The organism is Pseudoalteromonas sp. CO348 (assembly GCF_004208845.1).
Lineage (GTDB): Bacteria > Pseudomonadota > Gammaproteobacteria > Enterobacterales > Alteromonadaceae > Pseudoalteromonas > Pseudoalteromonas maricaloris.
Genome location: NZ_SGPI01000016.1, coordinates 149,382 through 166,047, shown reverse-complemented (window position 1 = coordinate 166,047; position 16,666 = coordinate 149,382). Strand labels below are relative to the sequence as shown.

The 16,666-nt window shown below is 42.6% G+C and carries 14 protein-coding genes; all 14 read right to left on the bottom strand.

Going from position 1 to position 16,666, the window contains the following annotated elements; all coding sequences use genetic code 11:
• Complete coding sequence (gene tssG, locus EXT48_RS07275; protein ID WP_239359309.1) at nt 1-966, bottom strand: type VI secretion system baseplate subunit TssG; 966 nt, start codon at nt 964-966, stop codon at nt 1-3.
• Nucleotides 967-2,691: a type VI secretion system baseplate subunit TssF gene (gene tssF / locus EXT48_RS07270; protein WP_039495808.1), complete on the bottom strand. Its 1,725-nt coding sequence runs from the start codon at nt 2,689-2,691 to the stop codon at nt 967-969.
• Nucleotides 2,691-3,092, bottom strand: a complete 402-nt coding sequence (gene tssE, locus EXT48_RS07265) for a type VI secretion system baseplate subunit TssE (protein WP_130164036.1) — start codon at nt 3,090-3,092, stop codon at nt 2,691-2,693. The genes tssF and tssE overlap by 1 nt, the downstream gene beginning before the upstream one ends.
• Nucleotides 3,093-3,170: 78 nt before the next feature.
• Nucleotides 3,171-3,656 (bottom strand): Hcp family type VI secretion system effector, encoded by a 486-nt coding sequence (locus tag EXT48_RS07260; protein ID WP_010377064.1) that lies wholly within the window; start codon nt 3,654-3,656, stop codon nt 3,171-3,173.
• Nucleotides 3,657-3,821: 165 nt separating this feature from the next.
• Nucleotides 3,822-4,328, bottom strand: coding sequence for a hypothetical protein (locus EXT48_RS07255; RefSeq protein WP_239359308.1), 507 nt, complete (start codon nt 4,326-4,328; stop codon nt 3,822-3,824).
• Between the two features lie 185 nt (nt 4,329-4,513).
• Nucleotides 4,514-4,909: a hypothetical protein gene (locus EXT48_RS07250; protein ID WP_130164035.1), complete on the bottom strand. Its 396-nt coding sequence runs from the start codon at nt 4,907-4,909 to the stop codon at nt 4,514-4,516.
• Between the two features lie 252 nt (nt 4,910-5,161).
• Nucleotides 5,162-6,688 carry a type VI secretion system contractile sheath large subunit gene (gene tssC, locus EXT48_RS07245; RefSeq protein ID WP_010377056.1) on the bottom strand — a complete coding sequence of 509 codons (1,527 nt, stop codon included), beginning with the start codon at nt 6,686-6,688 and terminating at the stop codon, nt 5,162-5,164.
• A gap of 12 nt (nt 6,689-6,700) precedes the next feature.
• Nucleotides 6,701-7,219: a type VI secretion system contractile sheath small subunit gene (tssB, locus tag EXT48_RS07240; RefSeq protein WP_039495804.1), complete on the bottom strand. Its 519-nt coding sequence runs from the start codon at nt 7,217-7,219 to the stop codon at nt 6,701-6,703.
• Between the two features lie 58 nt (nt 7,220-7,277).
• Entirely contained in the window at nt 7,278-8,861 is a 1,584-nt protein-coding gene (locus tag EXT48_RS07235; protein ID WP_130164034.1) for a TssA family type VI secretion system protein, read from the bottom strand.
• Nucleotides 8,858-9,850, bottom strand: coding sequence for a type VI secretion system-associated protein TagF (tagF, locus tag EXT48_RS07230; RefSeq protein ID WP_045988781.1), 993 nt, complete (start codon nt 9,848-9,850; stop codon nt 8,858-8,860). The genes EXT48_RS07235 and tagF overlap by 4 nt, the downstream gene beginning before the upstream one ends.
• Nucleotides 9,851-9,857: 7 nt before the next feature.
• Nucleotides 9,858-13,568 carry a type VI secretion system membrane subunit TssM gene (tssM, locus tag EXT48_RS07225; RefSeq protein ID WP_130164033.1) on the bottom strand — a complete coding sequence of 1,237 codons (3,711 nt, stop codon included), beginning with the start codon at nt 13,566-13,568 and terminating at the stop codon, nt 9,858-9,860.
• Between the two features lie 4 nt (nt 13,569-13,572).
• Nucleotides 13,573-14,295, bottom strand: coding sequence for a type IVB secretion system protein IcmH/DotU (gene icmH / locus EXT48_RS07220; RefSeq protein ID WP_010377048.1), 723 nt, complete (start codon nt 14,293-14,295; stop codon nt 13,573-13,575).
• A 16-nt stretch (nt 14,296-14,311) separates the two neighbouring features.
• Nucleotides 14,312-15,652: a type VI secretion system baseplate subunit TssK gene (gene tssK / locus EXT48_RS07215; protein WP_130164032.1), complete on the bottom strand. Its 1,341-nt coding sequence runs from the start codon at nt 15,650-15,652 to the stop codon at nt 14,312-14,314.
• Entirely contained in the window at nt 15,652-16,083 is a 432-nt protein-coding gene (gene tssJ / locus EXT48_RS07210; RefSeq protein ID WP_010377046.1) for a type VI secretion system lipoprotein TssJ, read from the bottom strand. The genes tssK and tssJ overlap by 1 nt, the downstream gene beginning before the upstream one ends.
• Between the last annotated feature and the right edge of the window lie 583 nt (nt 16,084-16,666).

Sequence of the window (16,666 nt, the reverse complement as noted above, 5' to 3'; positions counted from 1 at the left end):
TTAAAACTGTGATTGTGAATATATTTTCTTCTCTACGCGTGCGTTAACTTTACCTATCGCACAACTTATCCCAAGCTTGCCAGCTCCTAACCGAGTGCCCTCGCGCGCTTGGCGATTGATCTGCACTAACAGTTGCCAATTCATTTTGGTTGAGGTGTGCCAATTTAATAATTGTGATAAACGTTTCGCCTTTACACCACCTGGCTCATATAGCTGCGCCTCAGCCTCGTCCATTGGACCAAGCTCAATGCAAATACGATTGCCCGTAACCAATACGCGTTTGCCCAATACGCCATTGCCACCCAATGAAAATCCGCTTTGCTTTGAGCCTAACTTGCCCGCTTCGGTAATACCTTCCCATTCAACGATATTATCTTTAATCGTTAAGCTTTCGTCTTGTAGCGCTTGCTTTAATACTTGCTCAAGCCCAGCTGCACTGGTTTGTTTGGCACTAATGAGGTTTAGTTTGCTCTTATCCGACTGGTTATTTTCAAATACTGCAGCAACTATTTGATCAAATTGTTGCGCACCAATGCCCGCGAGATTAATCTGAGACTTCTTCCAACTTTGAAATAGCTGGCAATACAGTACATGATTAAAAAGATCTAAAAATGCGCGTGTTCTTGCACCTACCTCTTCGTCTCCTGCGGCTTGCTCTAACAAGTAGTGCGGCATCGCAGCGTCAACGCCATATAAACCGAGAAATGACGTTTCAAGCCTCAGCTTACCTCGTTGCCTTACTTGCAATTCACAGCGTCTAACGTCTGACGCTGGAAACCCAAGTTCTTTATACGGTGCAATTTCAACGCGATGACTGTGGCCACTTTGTAACTCGTTATTGCTGGCCCAATGCTGTTCAATAAGCGTTAGCGCCTTGTACAAACTAAAGCGCCAAGGTGTGGCCATCAAATTAGCTATCGGCTCTGGCAGTTTTGCCCAGATGGGTTGGTTTTGCTGCTCCATCATTTACACCTGATAACTGTCGCCGGCCGTCACGTCCCATTCCCACTCATGGTAACTTGGCAGCAGCGTCACTCTGGTTTTTAAACATTCGTTAATTGGCGCATATAATTTAAAGAACTGATGCAACACATCACAAAAATGATACGCATCGGCTGTGCAAACAAAGCTCTTTTCGTTTAGGGTTAAGTGGATCTCTATCCCTTTAACGAACACGCCCTTTTGTAGCAATGAGATAGGTTTAGATTCAGCGCCTTGAATACTCTCGATACGGTTTCGATTTTCAGAGCGCTCCGACCAATCAAACAGCGCCAATAGCTTTTTCAGCTGGGTTGGCTCTGCAAGCTGAGAAAAACGCATATTCAACAAGCTAATGAGCTGCCAATGTAAAGCCTGATCAGGAGAATTAAGTAACTTGCTCGGTCTTACGACATTTTTAACGCTAAGTACCGACGGCACATCAGCGCTTTGTGCATTGATATCACCCTCTTGCAGTGTTTGCCTTGGCCACGCCGCGTTATGTGCCAACAGATCAGTCGATAAAGTAGTAATATCACCCACTTCTTGCATTGAAAGCTGAATGTACGTCTGTGGCGATACCCCGCCAATATCACGGCTTATCAGTGAATACAAATGGGCGTTATCTTCATATACCGTGCTATACCGAGAAACAAAGTCGATGGCTTCTCCAGTGCTACTGCTTGCACCTTGTACCGACTTAACGCTATAACAAAAACTCTCTCCGAGTTTATTTTGCACTGGATGTAGTTGGTATTCGGTTTGGTTTTCGCTGACGCGGATAGGCTCGGCATCTACTGGGTAGATATTTACCGCAGGTACACAATTAAGCAGGATATTATCCGCATTTACTTTGTTACCGGGCGGTAATTTAATATCACTGGCTATTTTGATGCTGATGGTATTAGTGTCTGGATCAATATTTAGTGTATCCAGTCCCGTTAGTTCAACAAAATAGAACTTTTCACGAGAGTTAAAGTAATCAAGCAGCAACGCATATGCGGGATGACTCTGTTCGCTATTGGGCAACATTCCGGTGCTGTCTTTATGAAAAGCCGCATCAATTTTTGACTTGTTCAAGGTATATTGCGTCGTACTGCCAAGCTTTCCAGTCTCAACCTCTATCGCTGCGTTTGGATTCTTCATCATTTGATAAAGACTGGCGCAAAGCGGCGTGTCTCCACGTAAATACACCCGCAATTTAGAGAGATCGTAATCATCTAAACTGCCTTGGCCTAACCGCTTAAGGTGCAAGTTTAACGTCGCACCAGTGTGGATCTCATGATAGTCCACAGAGTAGATCTCAAACGGCAGCACTTTCGTTTCTGCGGTGGTAGTAAAGTGACAAGCCACAGGGGCGTTGTCACTTTTATGGGAAGAGATTTTCGCGCCTTTTGGCACACTCACCAGTCCTTGCATGGTGAGTTTTGGCGCAAACTCTAGCACCGTCGTAGACGGATAATAATTTAATAATATTGGGCAAATCTGTCTGAGTACCTGCTCAGACACTTCGGGTAGCGTCTCGTCCAATCGCTTTTGCGTAAATGCCGTTAAGTAAGCGACTCCTTCGAGCAAGCGCTCAACATGAGGATCTCTATCCTTTAACGCGTCAATATTTAAAAAGCCGGCATGTTCAGGATACTGCTGAGCAAATTGTTTACCTGCTTGTGTTAACAGCCTCATTTGCGCATCAAAATATTGCTGCATATCCATTAGTCTGCTCCTCCTGTATTGACGTTTGCTTTACCACCTGATGCAAACTTAGTATTCAATCTGATTATCTCGCCGGTTTTTAATTGCGCTCTTATCTCAAATCGAATCACACAGTTTTCCTCTTTTATGTCGATGGGTCGAACGATGAGGTTAGTAATTCTTGGTTCGTACTTTTCTATGGTTCTTTTTACTTCATTGGCAAGTGTTTGCTGCGAATAAGGTAGCCCTTCATATAGATCTTCCACATCCGGTAAACCGTAATCACCTAAGTGCTCAAGCACTCCCCTACGCGCATTCAATAATTGCGTTAGGTGTTTACATACGCTGTCGCTTAAATGCGATAAATTGTTATCGCTATAGGCTTGGCGTGATGGCTGAGCTAGCAAATCAAATAAGGCCATAGAAAAATACGCTCTCTATTCATTGCGCGAACTAGTGTAAGCTTGAAAAGGAGGCCAATAGGCCTCCAACACTCGAAATTAACGACCTTCAGTCCATGAGTCAGAGAACTCAATGTTACCGTCTAGGTACGTCCAAGTGATGCGCTTGTAACGCATGTGCACTGTTTCAAGGTGAGGATAACGCTCTTTATCCAAATCTTTAACGTTGTGCATTGTTGGCGTGATTGAAGTGATTTTCACGTCTTCAAGCGTATGGCGGAAGTACTCACGCTCAGTACCAGTGTCATCAATACGGTACCATTTAAGCTCAAGTTGCTTTAATGTTTGACCGTTTGAACACGCTTTGTACATGTACGGAGTAGCAGCATCCACAGCTTTTGTGATAACAAAAGGCTCGTGCTTACGAGTACCTGTTAGCTCGCCCGTGTCGTTATCAGTTGGGATACGCAATTCGTGATCGAAATGCAAAATCTCAATTGAACCTTCACGCTCAGCTACAGTTACTGAACCTTTAACGTCGTTACCTTGGTCGTCCTTTAACCACATATACGCTGGAATTGCCATTTTTAATTTCTCCTTTTAAGATAAGATGTTTCCTAATTATTAAAGGCATTGATCAAACGCGTGTTTTTCACGTTTGATCCCCAAACAAAGCGCCACGCTTTATGCCAATTTGGGAACATGTCCCAAGTTGGTGGCAGCCAACTTGGGGCAATCTTTCACTACATGTTATAAGTCACCACGTAATTCCATCACTAACGTCGCCACATCAAATGGCATTTTTAGTATATCCAGCTGCAAAAAGTGCAGCTGAACCGCTTTGGGCAACTGTTTAAATTCGAATTCAGCTCTAAGCTCTTCATTCCATCTAAGCGTCACAAAACTGTCTACTGTGATCACTTCATCCTTTGGCGCCGTCTGATTGTAGTGCTCAACTGCTTTTAAAAAATTGACATCATGGTCTTGCATACAATCATTAAGCGCCACGTAATGCAGGTGATTTACTGCCTCTACGACTAATTCTATCTCTAGTTTGTCTATCTCTAGCTCGCTTGGGCGAACGCGTGGAGTATACTCAAAACACGTTTCCATCGCTGCGGTGTAAGAGATAGTTGCTTCTTGCAATTTCTTTTTTGCGAAAAAGAGCTCTGGTGTCATCTCCTGGCTATATGACAAGTTAGTCACCAAGACTGTACTTAGTACCATCAACCAGTTACATACTTTTCGTTTAAACATGACAATCCATTGCCTCATCGCTTCTTGTCTAAAGCTACCATTTCAGCTTTAGATAGGTTTATTCACTTATATCGGCGGCCTTTATCTATCGCTAGGTTGTTGACTAACGAGCTCAAGGCGCACGTCACTTCCACCGTTTAACGCATGCACTAAAGTGCGTCATGGAAGTATATATCGTTTTAACTTTACTCAGCTTTAATCGGTTCTCCTATAAAGCTTCTGTACTTAACTACAGGCAAGGAAAATAAAATTAAAATCCAGATTACATTTCCAAAAAACAACATTTCAGACGAGGTATAACCGCCCAAGTAAAATTCGTTTAACAACGAGTATATATTTGCAAACCACCACACCCAAACTATCAAACCCCATGCTCTTCGACTTAACACACGAACTTGTAATATGAGCAATAAGTTTGCTGCCAAAACCAAACTATCTAAAATATAAACAACAACTTCTACAAACGTAACTCTAATTTCATACAAGATTAAAAGCTGACTATCGTATATTGAAAACACTGTTAAAGAAAACTGCACTAAAAATATAAATTTCCAAATAATATGGTCTGCTTCTATATTCATAAATATACCATTTAATACCAGCAACCATATTAAACTTGGTCTTTTTATTGGTAACCGTTTTCCATCATTGCGCTTATCAACCTAACCCTGTTTGAAACTTCTTACTTTTGCACTTTTAGATGCAAGCTCAACTAACATCTCAAAAGCGCTTGCCAATACTTCTGAACCTCTACAATTTAGGTTCAATGTCATGCTTAATAATGGGCAGCATTCACTGCCCTAAATACGCTTCATAGGTTCTTCAGGTGGCCTTCATTTTTCACCAGGCATTTGCCCAACGAGTGCGAGGCGTACGTCGATACCTTCCACTTGGAAATGTGGAACCACATATGTATTCACACGGTAATAACCTGGGTTACCTGGGATCTCCGACACAGTCACGTTGGCATCTTTTAACGGGTGCGTAGCAATTAGAGACTCGTCTGGATTATTCATCTTAGTAACTAATGCACCTAACCAATCATTCAGTTGCTGCTCTAGCTCATGGCGAGGTTTGCTTGAACCGATATTTTCACGTTGGATCACCTTCATATAGTGCGCAATACGTGATACCAAGTAGATGTAAGGTAATCTTGCATTGATCCGGGAGTTAGAGGTGGCTTCCGGCGTTTCAAAAATTTGTGGCTTTTGCGCACTATTTGCAGAAAAGAAACACGCAAAGTCACTGTTTTTGTAATAGCTCAGAGGGATAAATCCTTGGTTTGCAAACTCAAGCTCTTTGGTTTCAGAAATAAGTACTTCCGTTGGGATCTTAGTTTCTTGACCACGGCCTGCCTCAAAAGAATGCAGGGGGAGATTTTCAACGCGACCACCAGATTGTGGGCCACGAATATTTACTGCCCAACCATTTTGGTGGAAGCTACGGACGATATTTGCCGCGAACGCAAATGTCGCGTTACCCCAAAGATAACGTTCGTGATGCTCGCTGCTAACGTCTTCTTGATAGTTAAAATGGCGAATTGGATTTAAGTCACCGTATGGTAAACGCAGTAAGAAGCGTGGGAACGCTAAGCCAATGTAACGTGCATCTTCTGATTCACGGAAGTTCTTCCAACGTAAAAATTCCGCACGCTCCATGTAAGAGCCCAAATCCTGAATTTTTGATACTTCTTCAAGCGAATCTTTTAAGAAGAACTTGGCACCAACACTGCCTAAGAAAGGACAATGTGCTGCTGCAGACACCCTTGAAATTTCTTGCAATAACGACACATCCGGCGCTGAACAATCAAATTCAAAGTTTGACACCATAGTTGAAATTGGCTCGCCCCCTGGTGTGTCATACTCAGCCGTATACACTTGCTTATAGAGCGCAGACTGCGTGGTATCTGGTGCTTCTTCGAAGTCATCACGTAGCGTTTCTTTATCAACATCAAGTAGTTCAAGCTTTACGTTTGAGTTATTTGGACAACGATTCACCAAATAACGCAGTGAACGCCACGCCGACTCTACTTTTTGAAACTGTGGATGATGTAAAATTTCGTCCAGCTGTTCAGAAATAATTTTGTCGACTTTAGCGATGTAGTCATCAAGTAATAACTTGTCGATACGTGACACTTCTTTGCTATCATTGGTGGCCATGTCTAAAAAGACATTGATAGCGGCTGTTAGGCGCTCATTGGTGTCGGTCTCCGCAAGGTTATTAGCATCACGGAAGTTATCAATGCTGATTTCGCTTGAAACCGGCTCGATAGACACAAGATTACAGATTGTTTCGTAAGCTGAAGCTGTCAAAGTCTCTTCTTTGCGCGCTTCAACGTTTAACGTTTCTTGCATATTCATCGGTTTGTGTCCTTACTCTTGCGGTTGTTTTTCTTGCTCAGACAAAAGCGGCGCTAACTCGTTTAGGCGTGCTTTTAACTCATCAAGCTCTGGTTTGTTCTGCAAAATGCGCTCAAGCTCTTTTCTCAGCGTTGAGTTATCAAGCAAGTTAGATTTCAGATCACGCAATAGGTTACGCATCGACATCATCTTGTTAAGCTCTGGCACTTGCGCTGCGACTTGCTCAGGATCGAATGACTTAAAATCATCGAACGTTAGGTTAATACCGATTTCACCATCACCTGCGATTTTGTTCGATACTTGAAACTTTGCCTTTGGTGACATGTCTTTTAGCACTTGCTCTAAATTATTTTTATTAATAGCAATGCGCTCTCGCTCAGCGAGGTCACTGTCATTTTGGCCGTTGGAATAATCACCCACAACCAAAACTTTCATCGGTAGTTCACTCTTTTGCGTTGCACCTTCGGTTTCCAGCTCAAGCGCTATATTAATCCGCGCTCTTGGGATCTCTTTTTGAAACGTATCAGACATAGTCTTTCCTTATTTAATCAGTCGTTGCGCCTGCCGTTACAAGCCCAGCGGTTAACAATCAAACCCAGTCAATCGCTGAGCTTACTTTGGTTACGAGCATCTGCTGCTTTATCGCGGTTGCTCGTAGGTCAAATTCATCCCCTTGCTCCAAGGATACTGCTTCATTGCATTGCTTGGCATAACGCCAAACCTCTAGAGCAAACGACTCGTGCCATAAATCCAGCCGGTACTGTTCAATGTCTTTAAGTAGCTGCTCAAACATTGGATAGGCAAGATCAGCGCGTTCACTGCGCATCAATAAACGTGCTTGATATAATTTTTGCTTTGCAAAATCGAACTTATCTTGTGCAAACCCTTCCATTAGCTGCAGTGCTTGCGAAAGTTTATTTTGGTCAACAAGCGCCTGCGCTTCTTTAAATTTATCTAACCAAATCTTCTGATTATCGTCTGTGCTCGCACCGTCACCTTGGCTTAGTAATTTATGTTCGCCAATTCGCTCGCGATTTGCTGCTGAGCAAAACTCACTTCCGTCTTCATATTTAAGGCTGAGCAGCGTTGGGTATTGATCAGCGATTGCGGCGAGTTCTAAATCGATCCACTGTGCTTCTTTAAATAACTTGAGCCCTTCAAGTGCAGCGATGGTTAGCCTTTGTAAATTAAGGTTAAAATGCATCGCCCCTTCCATGAATAAGGCTTCTGCTTTTTCTAACGCTTGGGCAAAATTTTGTGCAGTTAAGGCGTTTTCAATAGGCACAAATGCCGCTTGCCTTGGGGCTGGTAAGCGCGTTTTCAACTCATTATCGTGTGGTGGTAATGCAAGCGCCCCCCACCTCACTGCACGTGCCAAGCGAATCGCTCGCATCCAATTTTGGCTTTCTTTGTCATACGCCAATAGTTTGCGAACTTGCTCTGTATAAGCCGAGTCTGACTGCGGTGCTTCCACGGCAATAGCAAGTGTAGAAACTGGCTTTGAAGCAGCAGCTGTAGGCTGTGAAGTCGCCGCTACAGATTGCTGTACTTGAGGCTGCTCAGCTGTGACCACCTCATGCTTTTCGACAGGCTCTTGTACCGTCGCAACAGTTTGTACAGGAACTGGTTGCGACACCAAACCTTGCTCACACCAGTGTTTTAAATCAGCAAGCGGACCTGAGTCTGCATCAAGTATCGCCACGGATTCTGTTGCATACTGTTCAAGTACGCGCTTTAACTCTGGCCATTGCTCCGGCATTGTCGCACTGTGCGCTGTAGCAACACCAAGTAAGCGCTGTTGTTGTTGTAAGAACCAAGTATGAACCGATGCTCTCGCACGTTCTTTCACTGGGTGGATCTGCGCCTGATACTGTTGCAAAAGCTGATTAAACAGATCTAACGAGTGGATCAAACCTTCGAGCCCAAACTCATTCGTAGCGGCCAACGCTAGATACGACGCAATGCGAATATCTTTGGTCTGCTTTTCTAACAGCTCTGATGCCAAAATAAAGTTAGCTTTGAAATCTGGCTCAGCAACACCTGACGAAGAGGCTTTTAGTAATTTAAATGACTCTTCGTATTTTAAATCGTCACCGCATGGCATGCCGTCTAGAGGCGCTAATAAATTTTCACGCCACAGCTGCCAGCTCTGATACTTATGTGGTTGACTCATAACTTACTCCAACTTCTTAGCGCATCGAAAACACTCATATTTGATGCTTTTGCCAATTCATACATATGCGGTGTCACCGGATGTTGTGGCAAAGTCCCTGTTAGATTAATGGTCGTCGACAAGCTATTATGCTCAAGCCAAACTGACGCAAAATACGAGGCCGGCATAGGTCTGCAATACACCACCAGGGAAGCTTTCTGGCTCAATTGACCATAGTTATAAAAACACCAAGGTTGCCAGTGATGATCAGCCACCATATTGGTGATTAGATGCAGCCAAAATGCACCTAACAACTGGGTATCTTCACCCACTTGTGGCATCGGTAACTTCAACCCGAACTGACAACGCAAACAGCCTTGGGTTTTGATCATTTTGAGCGCCGACATCACTTGGCTGATTAATTGTGCTCGCTGGTCAAGATCTTCTAGTTCAAGCGCATCCCATATACGCTGTATCGGTGAAGCTCGTAGTGAAGACATTGCCTTATCGAAATCAATCGGTTGCGAAACCAGTTCACTTACCTGCTTAAGCTCCTGTGCGCTATGGCGCATTTGCTCAACACTACTGCAATTTCTGATCAGCTCATGGTTTAAACTTAACGATTTAAACGCACTACCACATTCGCTAAATAGAAATGCAGGGTTTTGTTTGTAGTCCGCATTACTCGATAATACAAACGAGCAAAATGGGTATTGTCTTCCACTTTTATCTTCGCTTGGCTGTAGTGTGCCTAGTAAACAGTTTTCGTCTTGACCTGAGGCGATAAAAAATAGCGTTGACTGCTCTTTTTGAGAAGCGGCATCTTTTATCAACGCCTGTCGGCTCATGTCTGCGTAACCTTCTTGAAGCCAGCGTTCAAGTGCTATTGCTTCTCTTGAGTCAACGTTAAACTTAATAAAGTCCGCTTGAATTGGGTTCTTACCCATAAATCCAAATGGTTGAGTCGTTGGCACCTTGGCGACTTTCTTATTATTAAAAAAACCGAACATGCCTGTGCTACCTCAACGCCAAGTTTTCATTGGAAGCCACACTTACTTTGGTATCAAACAAAGACTCTGGTAGCGCAAATGATGTCATAAAATATTTGCTGAATATGCCACTGTTTCTGCTCGACTTAAGTGCAACTTGAACTTGGATTGGTTCAACACTAGCCTCTGCTTCTCTTTGTAATTGCCACGTTGCCATAAATTCAGTACCACGAACCCACTGTACATTCGCTTCATTCAATACTTTTAGGAATGCCCAAGGCCCTGACTTTTCGATTTCGATTCTGCGGCCTTCACTGTCTAAACCATATACCACTGCTTTTTCAGTACCCGCACGTGCAGGCCAGTTAAAACGACGCCACTCTTCAGGTTCGTTTCTATAACGGTAATTTTGGTCACTAAAGCCGATATAAGTTTCTTTTAATCCCTTTTGTGCCACAGGCATCATTTGGAAGCTAATCCCTACTTCAGAACCATCTCTAGGAAATAGCGAACGCGTAACCTTTCTCGCCTTAGTTAGCTTGTCTAGTACCCCATGCTTAAAGCCGATGCCAATACCATTCCACGTTTTCTCTACCCACTCACCACGTTTTAAACGAAGGTAGGGAGATAGATTCTCAGCCATAAATTGCCAGAACACACCTGACTCTTGGTTCAGTAGTTCACTAATATCTTCAACTGCAGCATCTGGCCCGTCGATATTGAACGGATATTTACCACGGATATTTTCTTTGTATGTTAAGAATACTTGATTAGACCAACGCTCATTAAGCTGTACTTTCGCTTCGTTCATTACCGTTTGTACACTCGCTAAAAGTGGTGCTTTTAGTAGTTTTTCAAGTGCTTGCTTAGTATCTGGGTCAAGCGCTCTTACTTGGCTTTCTACCACCACCCATGCACTTTGCAGCGCATGGTTTTTGCTATCACCGTTTAACAACGTTTGAGTAAATGACATCGCCATATAGTCATCATTGTTACTCGCCGCGATCGTTTTGATGTCTGAATGAAATGCACTCAAAGCACCGAGATATTGCTCTAGGTAATCAGAGCGAGCGTTCTCTTCTCCTTTTGCCGTATAGCGACGAAGATCTGCAAAGCGGCTCGACAGTTCAGGTACACGCTTTCTCGCAGCGGCTTCTATCTTTGCACCTTTAACCTTGTTGTTTTTAGACTTTGCAAGTAATGCATTTGCCTGCTCGGTTAACTTTTCTGTTTCTACCGTTTTGTTTGGCGAATCAATTAGATTCACGTTGTCGTCGATTGACGCCATTAAATCGACCAATGGACCTTCTGGTGATGACAACTGAGCCAGCGTTAAACTTGCCGCGTTGCTCGTATTAAATGGGCTTATTTCTACTGAATTTAAAAACTCAAACCACACATTGGCATAGTCTCTGAAATACAGTGCACGGATAGATTTAACTAAAGCGTTTGCTTTTGCTTCATCAACAGAACCTTGGCTTTCTGCGTTGTCTGTCCCCATCACCCAGTCGCCAGAGAATGCTTTGCTCGCGATGACCTTGATGGCGTCGTACACTTCGTTTTCCCATGCTTCTTTGGTGTAAACGTATGGAATGCTAATCTTGGACTGCAAAAAGGTTTTGTTATTTTGCTGCATCATTTGATCAAGCGTTAGTGCGGCTTTTGATACCGTTACTTTTGCTTTGATCTGCTCATATAGCGCGGTTGGCTCTGGCGCACTCATTAAGTCTGAACGAGCCTGACTCACCAAGAAATCATTATTCTGCCAAATCGCAAGCTGCTGCGGTGTAGGCTCAACTGCTAATTGGGCTAAGTAAAAATCAATCAGTCCTGACAGTTGCTCTGTTAATGCTTGCGTGTCTTCATTTAGCGTTAGCTCTAAGCGATCCGCCGTGTAGTCCAGTAGCTCAGACTTCGCATAGTCTTTATTTAAACGTTCAAACTCGTTACTCATCATGAGTTGCAGCTTAAGTGCTTGATAGTACTTATCACGTAGTTTTGGCTCGATACGTTTAGCGACCTGTTCTTCTGTACTTAGTAGTGCAATCCAGTTTTGGTGACTTTCAAAAAGCGCTTGTTGCACAAGCTCCGAACTTGGTTCACCAATGAGCGCTTGTACACGTTGACGTAATACCTGCTCTATTGGCTTAATGGTGTTATCTGCACTGTAAACCCCGAGTAAGAAATACCAAGGCAGCTTTTTCTCATAACCGATTAGCTCTTGATAGTGTGCAAAAAGAGACAAAGTTGAGTTAAATTGCTCGGCCAACGGCTGGTTTTCAACTCGTGTATTAACAACAGCAGTCGTTAATTTATCACTGGTTGTTAAAAGCTGTTGATTGTGGGTATAAGAGTTAACCAACAAGCCCGCAAGAGCAAATACCGACGTCACACACAAGCATACTGCAAAGCCTTTGAGCCATTTTTGTACGCGGCGCTTTTTCCGGTTACCCCGAGTGAGATCTTGCAATTTAAACAACACATCTTTGAATACTTGGTTGATAAAAAATGCAGAGGTAATGCTTTCTTGGCGATACTCAAACAATACTGACCTAAACGTAGATAGTTTGCTCGTTGCGCTACGCTCGATAGGCGTACCTTCTTGCGTACCAGAGGTAAAATACACACCAGCAAACCACGGTACTTCCTGGTACGGGTTTTCTTTAAATAATGTGTCAATAAATTCTTCAACTTTGGCAGACGCCGCTTTGAACTGATTAGGAAAATCATAAATCAGTTGTTTACGTTGGGCGTTACGTTCACGCGTCATTTTAACTAGACGCTGATCACACAATCGCTCATATAGGCCAGTTAGATGTTTTGAAAAGTTCTCGCTCGCCACTTCACCGGTATTGGTGCCATCTTCCTCAAGTAAATACGCGCCCCAAGGTTGTTTACGCTCATCTTCACTTAATTCATTAAAGAAAGGCTCAAAACCGCTGATCAAATCACATTTGGTAAACACCACGTATACTGGAAAGATAAGTCCAAGTTGGTTAATTAACTCATCAATACGAGCGCGGATCTGTTTAACATGGTCGCGGATCTGTTCGCTGTCTGAGGTCAAGATGTCGGCAACACTAATCGCAACCATCACCCCATTGATTGGCTGTTTAGAGCGGTATTTACGTAACAGCTTTAAGAATGACAACCATTGATCATTATCTGACTCTTCAGTGGTATAACGACCTGCGGTATCAATCAAAACGGCTTGATCTGAAAACCACCAGTCACAATTACGTGTGCCACCAAAACCTTGAATATGCAGTTGATTAGATTTTGAATAAGGGAAATGCAGCCCAGAGTTTGCAAATAACGTACTTTTACCCGCAGCCGACGGACCAATGATCATATACCAAGGCAATGCATACAACGCAGCATTACCACGATAACCAGCGCCTAAATGAGAAGCTTTTAATGCAGACAGCGCCTCTTCCATTTTGACTTTAATTTCTTCGACTTCGGCTTCTGTCCCCGCATGATTATTGGCAATTTCTTTCGCTAACTTGTCACCAGAGCGCTTCACCCACAACCATCGAACTAATAAAGTAAGACAAAACAGACCAAATACCGCACCCATCACCATTAAACGATGATTTTGATCTTCAAGGCCAATAAACCGACCAGCAAACCAAATTAGCGTCAAAATTGCGAATATGCCGACCCAATGAGCCGTCGCACGAGATGACAAAAATCCTAAGACTAGATGCACTAGTCCACTACGATTTACTCCTGACATGATGTTACCTCGCTTTCCCTGTTTTCTCTAACTGCGTTAGTACTTCAATATGCTTATCAATTTGCACGACTTGCTGGTTCGCGCGATTCTCAATGAAATACGTTGAACCAACATACATACTGGCGAGTAAAGCAAGCGTTACTGATAAAATAACCCAATAAGGTAGGTTTCTTCCTACTTTAGTGACCATACTTTCTTGCGGTTTTGCATTATCAGAAAGCTGTAATTTTGCAGGTCCAGCAAGCTCTTCTAATTGCGCTCTAACATCCAACATCAACGCTTTGAGTTGCTCTACCCCTTTGATCTTATAGATCCCCTCGAAACCCAGTTGTAAACATACAAAATAGACTTCCAAAACCGTGCGTTGCTGCGCTGCTGCACGACGGATATTTTCAAGCTTTTCAAAAAAAGCTTCTCCCGCACGCATGTTGCCAAATAATTCTAATTGTAAAGGTCGCGCCATCCACTCCATACTGTACGGCTTCTGTGCCGTCATGATTTGCTCGTCGACCAAAGCGGTTAATGCAAATTTGGCTTCCTGCATTTCCGACGCACTGATCCGTGCGTCATAACAGCTCTTTTCATATTCATCAAAAGCATCCATGACTTTACTGCGTAGACCATCAACTCCTTGATGATCTGCCCCGCCCTGGCGAATTGAAGTAAGCACTTCAAGTACCGGAGAAATGCAGGCGACTAGTTCAGATTTATTTTTTGACGCTTCCATGACCTTTACCTACTAACTATTTACTCGCCACTGAAACCACTTCAAGTTTCACGCCTTGAAGGCTAAATGGCACAAAGATTCTTAACGCTAATTCCTGTACAACTTGTTCCCAAGCAGCACCATGAGGTTCAACTTTAAAATACTCATATCCACCTTTAACAGACACTCTATTCGGTGGACGCTGGCAATGTGTTAACTTCACACCACCAAGCGCTGAAGCGATTAATATTTCTAGCTGACTTGGCGCTGCCAGCTTAACCTGCTCTGCAAACAACTCGATCCATTGCGTAGATTCGTTTTCATAGAAAGCCGCAATGTATAGTTCACCCCGTGTCAAGGTACTGCTTTCTATGTCTTTAACCTCAAAGATAGACTGAGAGATTGCACTGAGTACTAGATCAGACGAGCGTGCTGCGCTTATCGAACCAATAAGGGTTTGAATATGAGATTCGATTAAACCAAAGCTGCGCGTTAAGTCTTGATGGTCATAAACTGGTAACTCAAATTTACTCGCTTCTGGTTCGAAATTTATCAGTTGGCAGATCAGTTTATTTAGTGCTATGAACAGCGCATCAGGACTAGTTTTGGCTGTGGTACTTAACTGCTTAATCTCAGGAAAAACAGAGCTAAATGTTTGTAATAACATAAAGTGTTTGAGTTCTGTTGGACCAAAATCCTCCACGATCCCCATACTCGCACGATTGGTAAACATCGCGGTGTACTTAGCTTCAACCATATTGACGAGTTTATTTACACGCTCGGCTAAATAGCCATGGGCTTTGATATTTAGCAATGGAGGAATATAGCTTGAGTCAATTTCGAACTGCCCATGCTCACCACGTATAACTTTTATGCAAGGCAATTGCTCGATAAAACTGTTACTTGCGCTGAACTCAACCAGCATAAGTTTAGGCTTAGCAACCATCACTTCTGCTTTTCGGTTTGGATCATGTGCATCTTGAAGCTCAACAAAATCACAGTCATAAGCACTAAGTTGCCCAGTTTGTGGGTAACCTTGGATATTACTTACTGAATGATTGTTAGCGAGCGCCACACTAATGATGTATTCGCTTTTGTTATCTTCAAGCTCAAACATAGGAGCTTCGTTGTCAGCAAAAACATGATGTATATGACGACCACTTTTGAAGATTGCTGCAATACTTTGCAGTTTGACTACACCTTTGGCTAATGCCGATTCGTCGAATACAATGCGGTCTAAACCATATGCATTGTCTCTAAGACTTTGCTGTACACCAGCTAGTTGAGATTGCTGGTATTGATCGAACAGTTGTAAGTGCTGCTGACTGAGCATTAAACCTTCAGCCCAAACAGGTTTGTATACGTTGTTGTGCTGCATTACTTGTCCTCCTCTACTTCAGGTAAGCGAAGCGAGTTACTTGTAATTTCAATATCTAGAGAAGTAGATAAAGGCACAGGCCAATCATTTAAGTCATAAAATGCGCGCCAGTTACCACCCGTTCTATCTCTAAATAGCGCAACAAAAGCTACGTACTTTGCAGATTCAGCTTGTTCAAACTCGATTTTTATACGATCTGAGGGGTTTACGGTGCGTTCTTCCACCGTAACTAAGGTGTTAGCCAGAATTGATTTATCTGACTTCCAAAGCTGTTCAAATGTAGAATTTTTAAACGCTTGAATATCAGTAAGTTGATATACTTTTAATACCACAGGTAGTGGCTCGTTAAACTGGTTTAAATTTATGTTATCAGTAGCAGTTACGTCTAACTTAACGTAAGTAGACATACAACCAGTCAAAAACAAAACCATTATAAATAAAGCATTCCTAGCCATATCCGCCTCAATTATAAGACATCCAAATTAGATTATTGGAAACAATTAATCTTTTTAATTTCCAGTACAATAGTAAAAATACATTTGATTTAACTATTTAACAAGAAATTACAGAACACAAGTATGCAGTTTGTAACTGAATACTAAGTTAACATTCGGAAATCTTCTTAAAAAATATTTAAGCCATTGTTTTTTGTAGGTTTTACCTTTTTTTAGGCATTCAGAGAGGAAGTCATGAAGCTTAGTGAGCAATTCAGTTTGCATTAAGCTTTCTTACAACTTGTTGAGATAGACACTTCCCTGAAAACAAAAACCACACTAAACATCTGGACTTTTGATGTACATTCTCGAACGGCGCATACGATACACAAACGAATTTTCTAGATCAACCTTAATATCAAATTAATATTATCAAGTTATAAAAAACACACTTGCATTTAACTCAACCCATGTAATAACCTCTATTATTATATGAATTAATTTAATAACAGATAATTACATCAAAAGTTCATGTTTACACCACATTAACCAAGCTTTGTGGATTGTTGTGTGAGTTTTT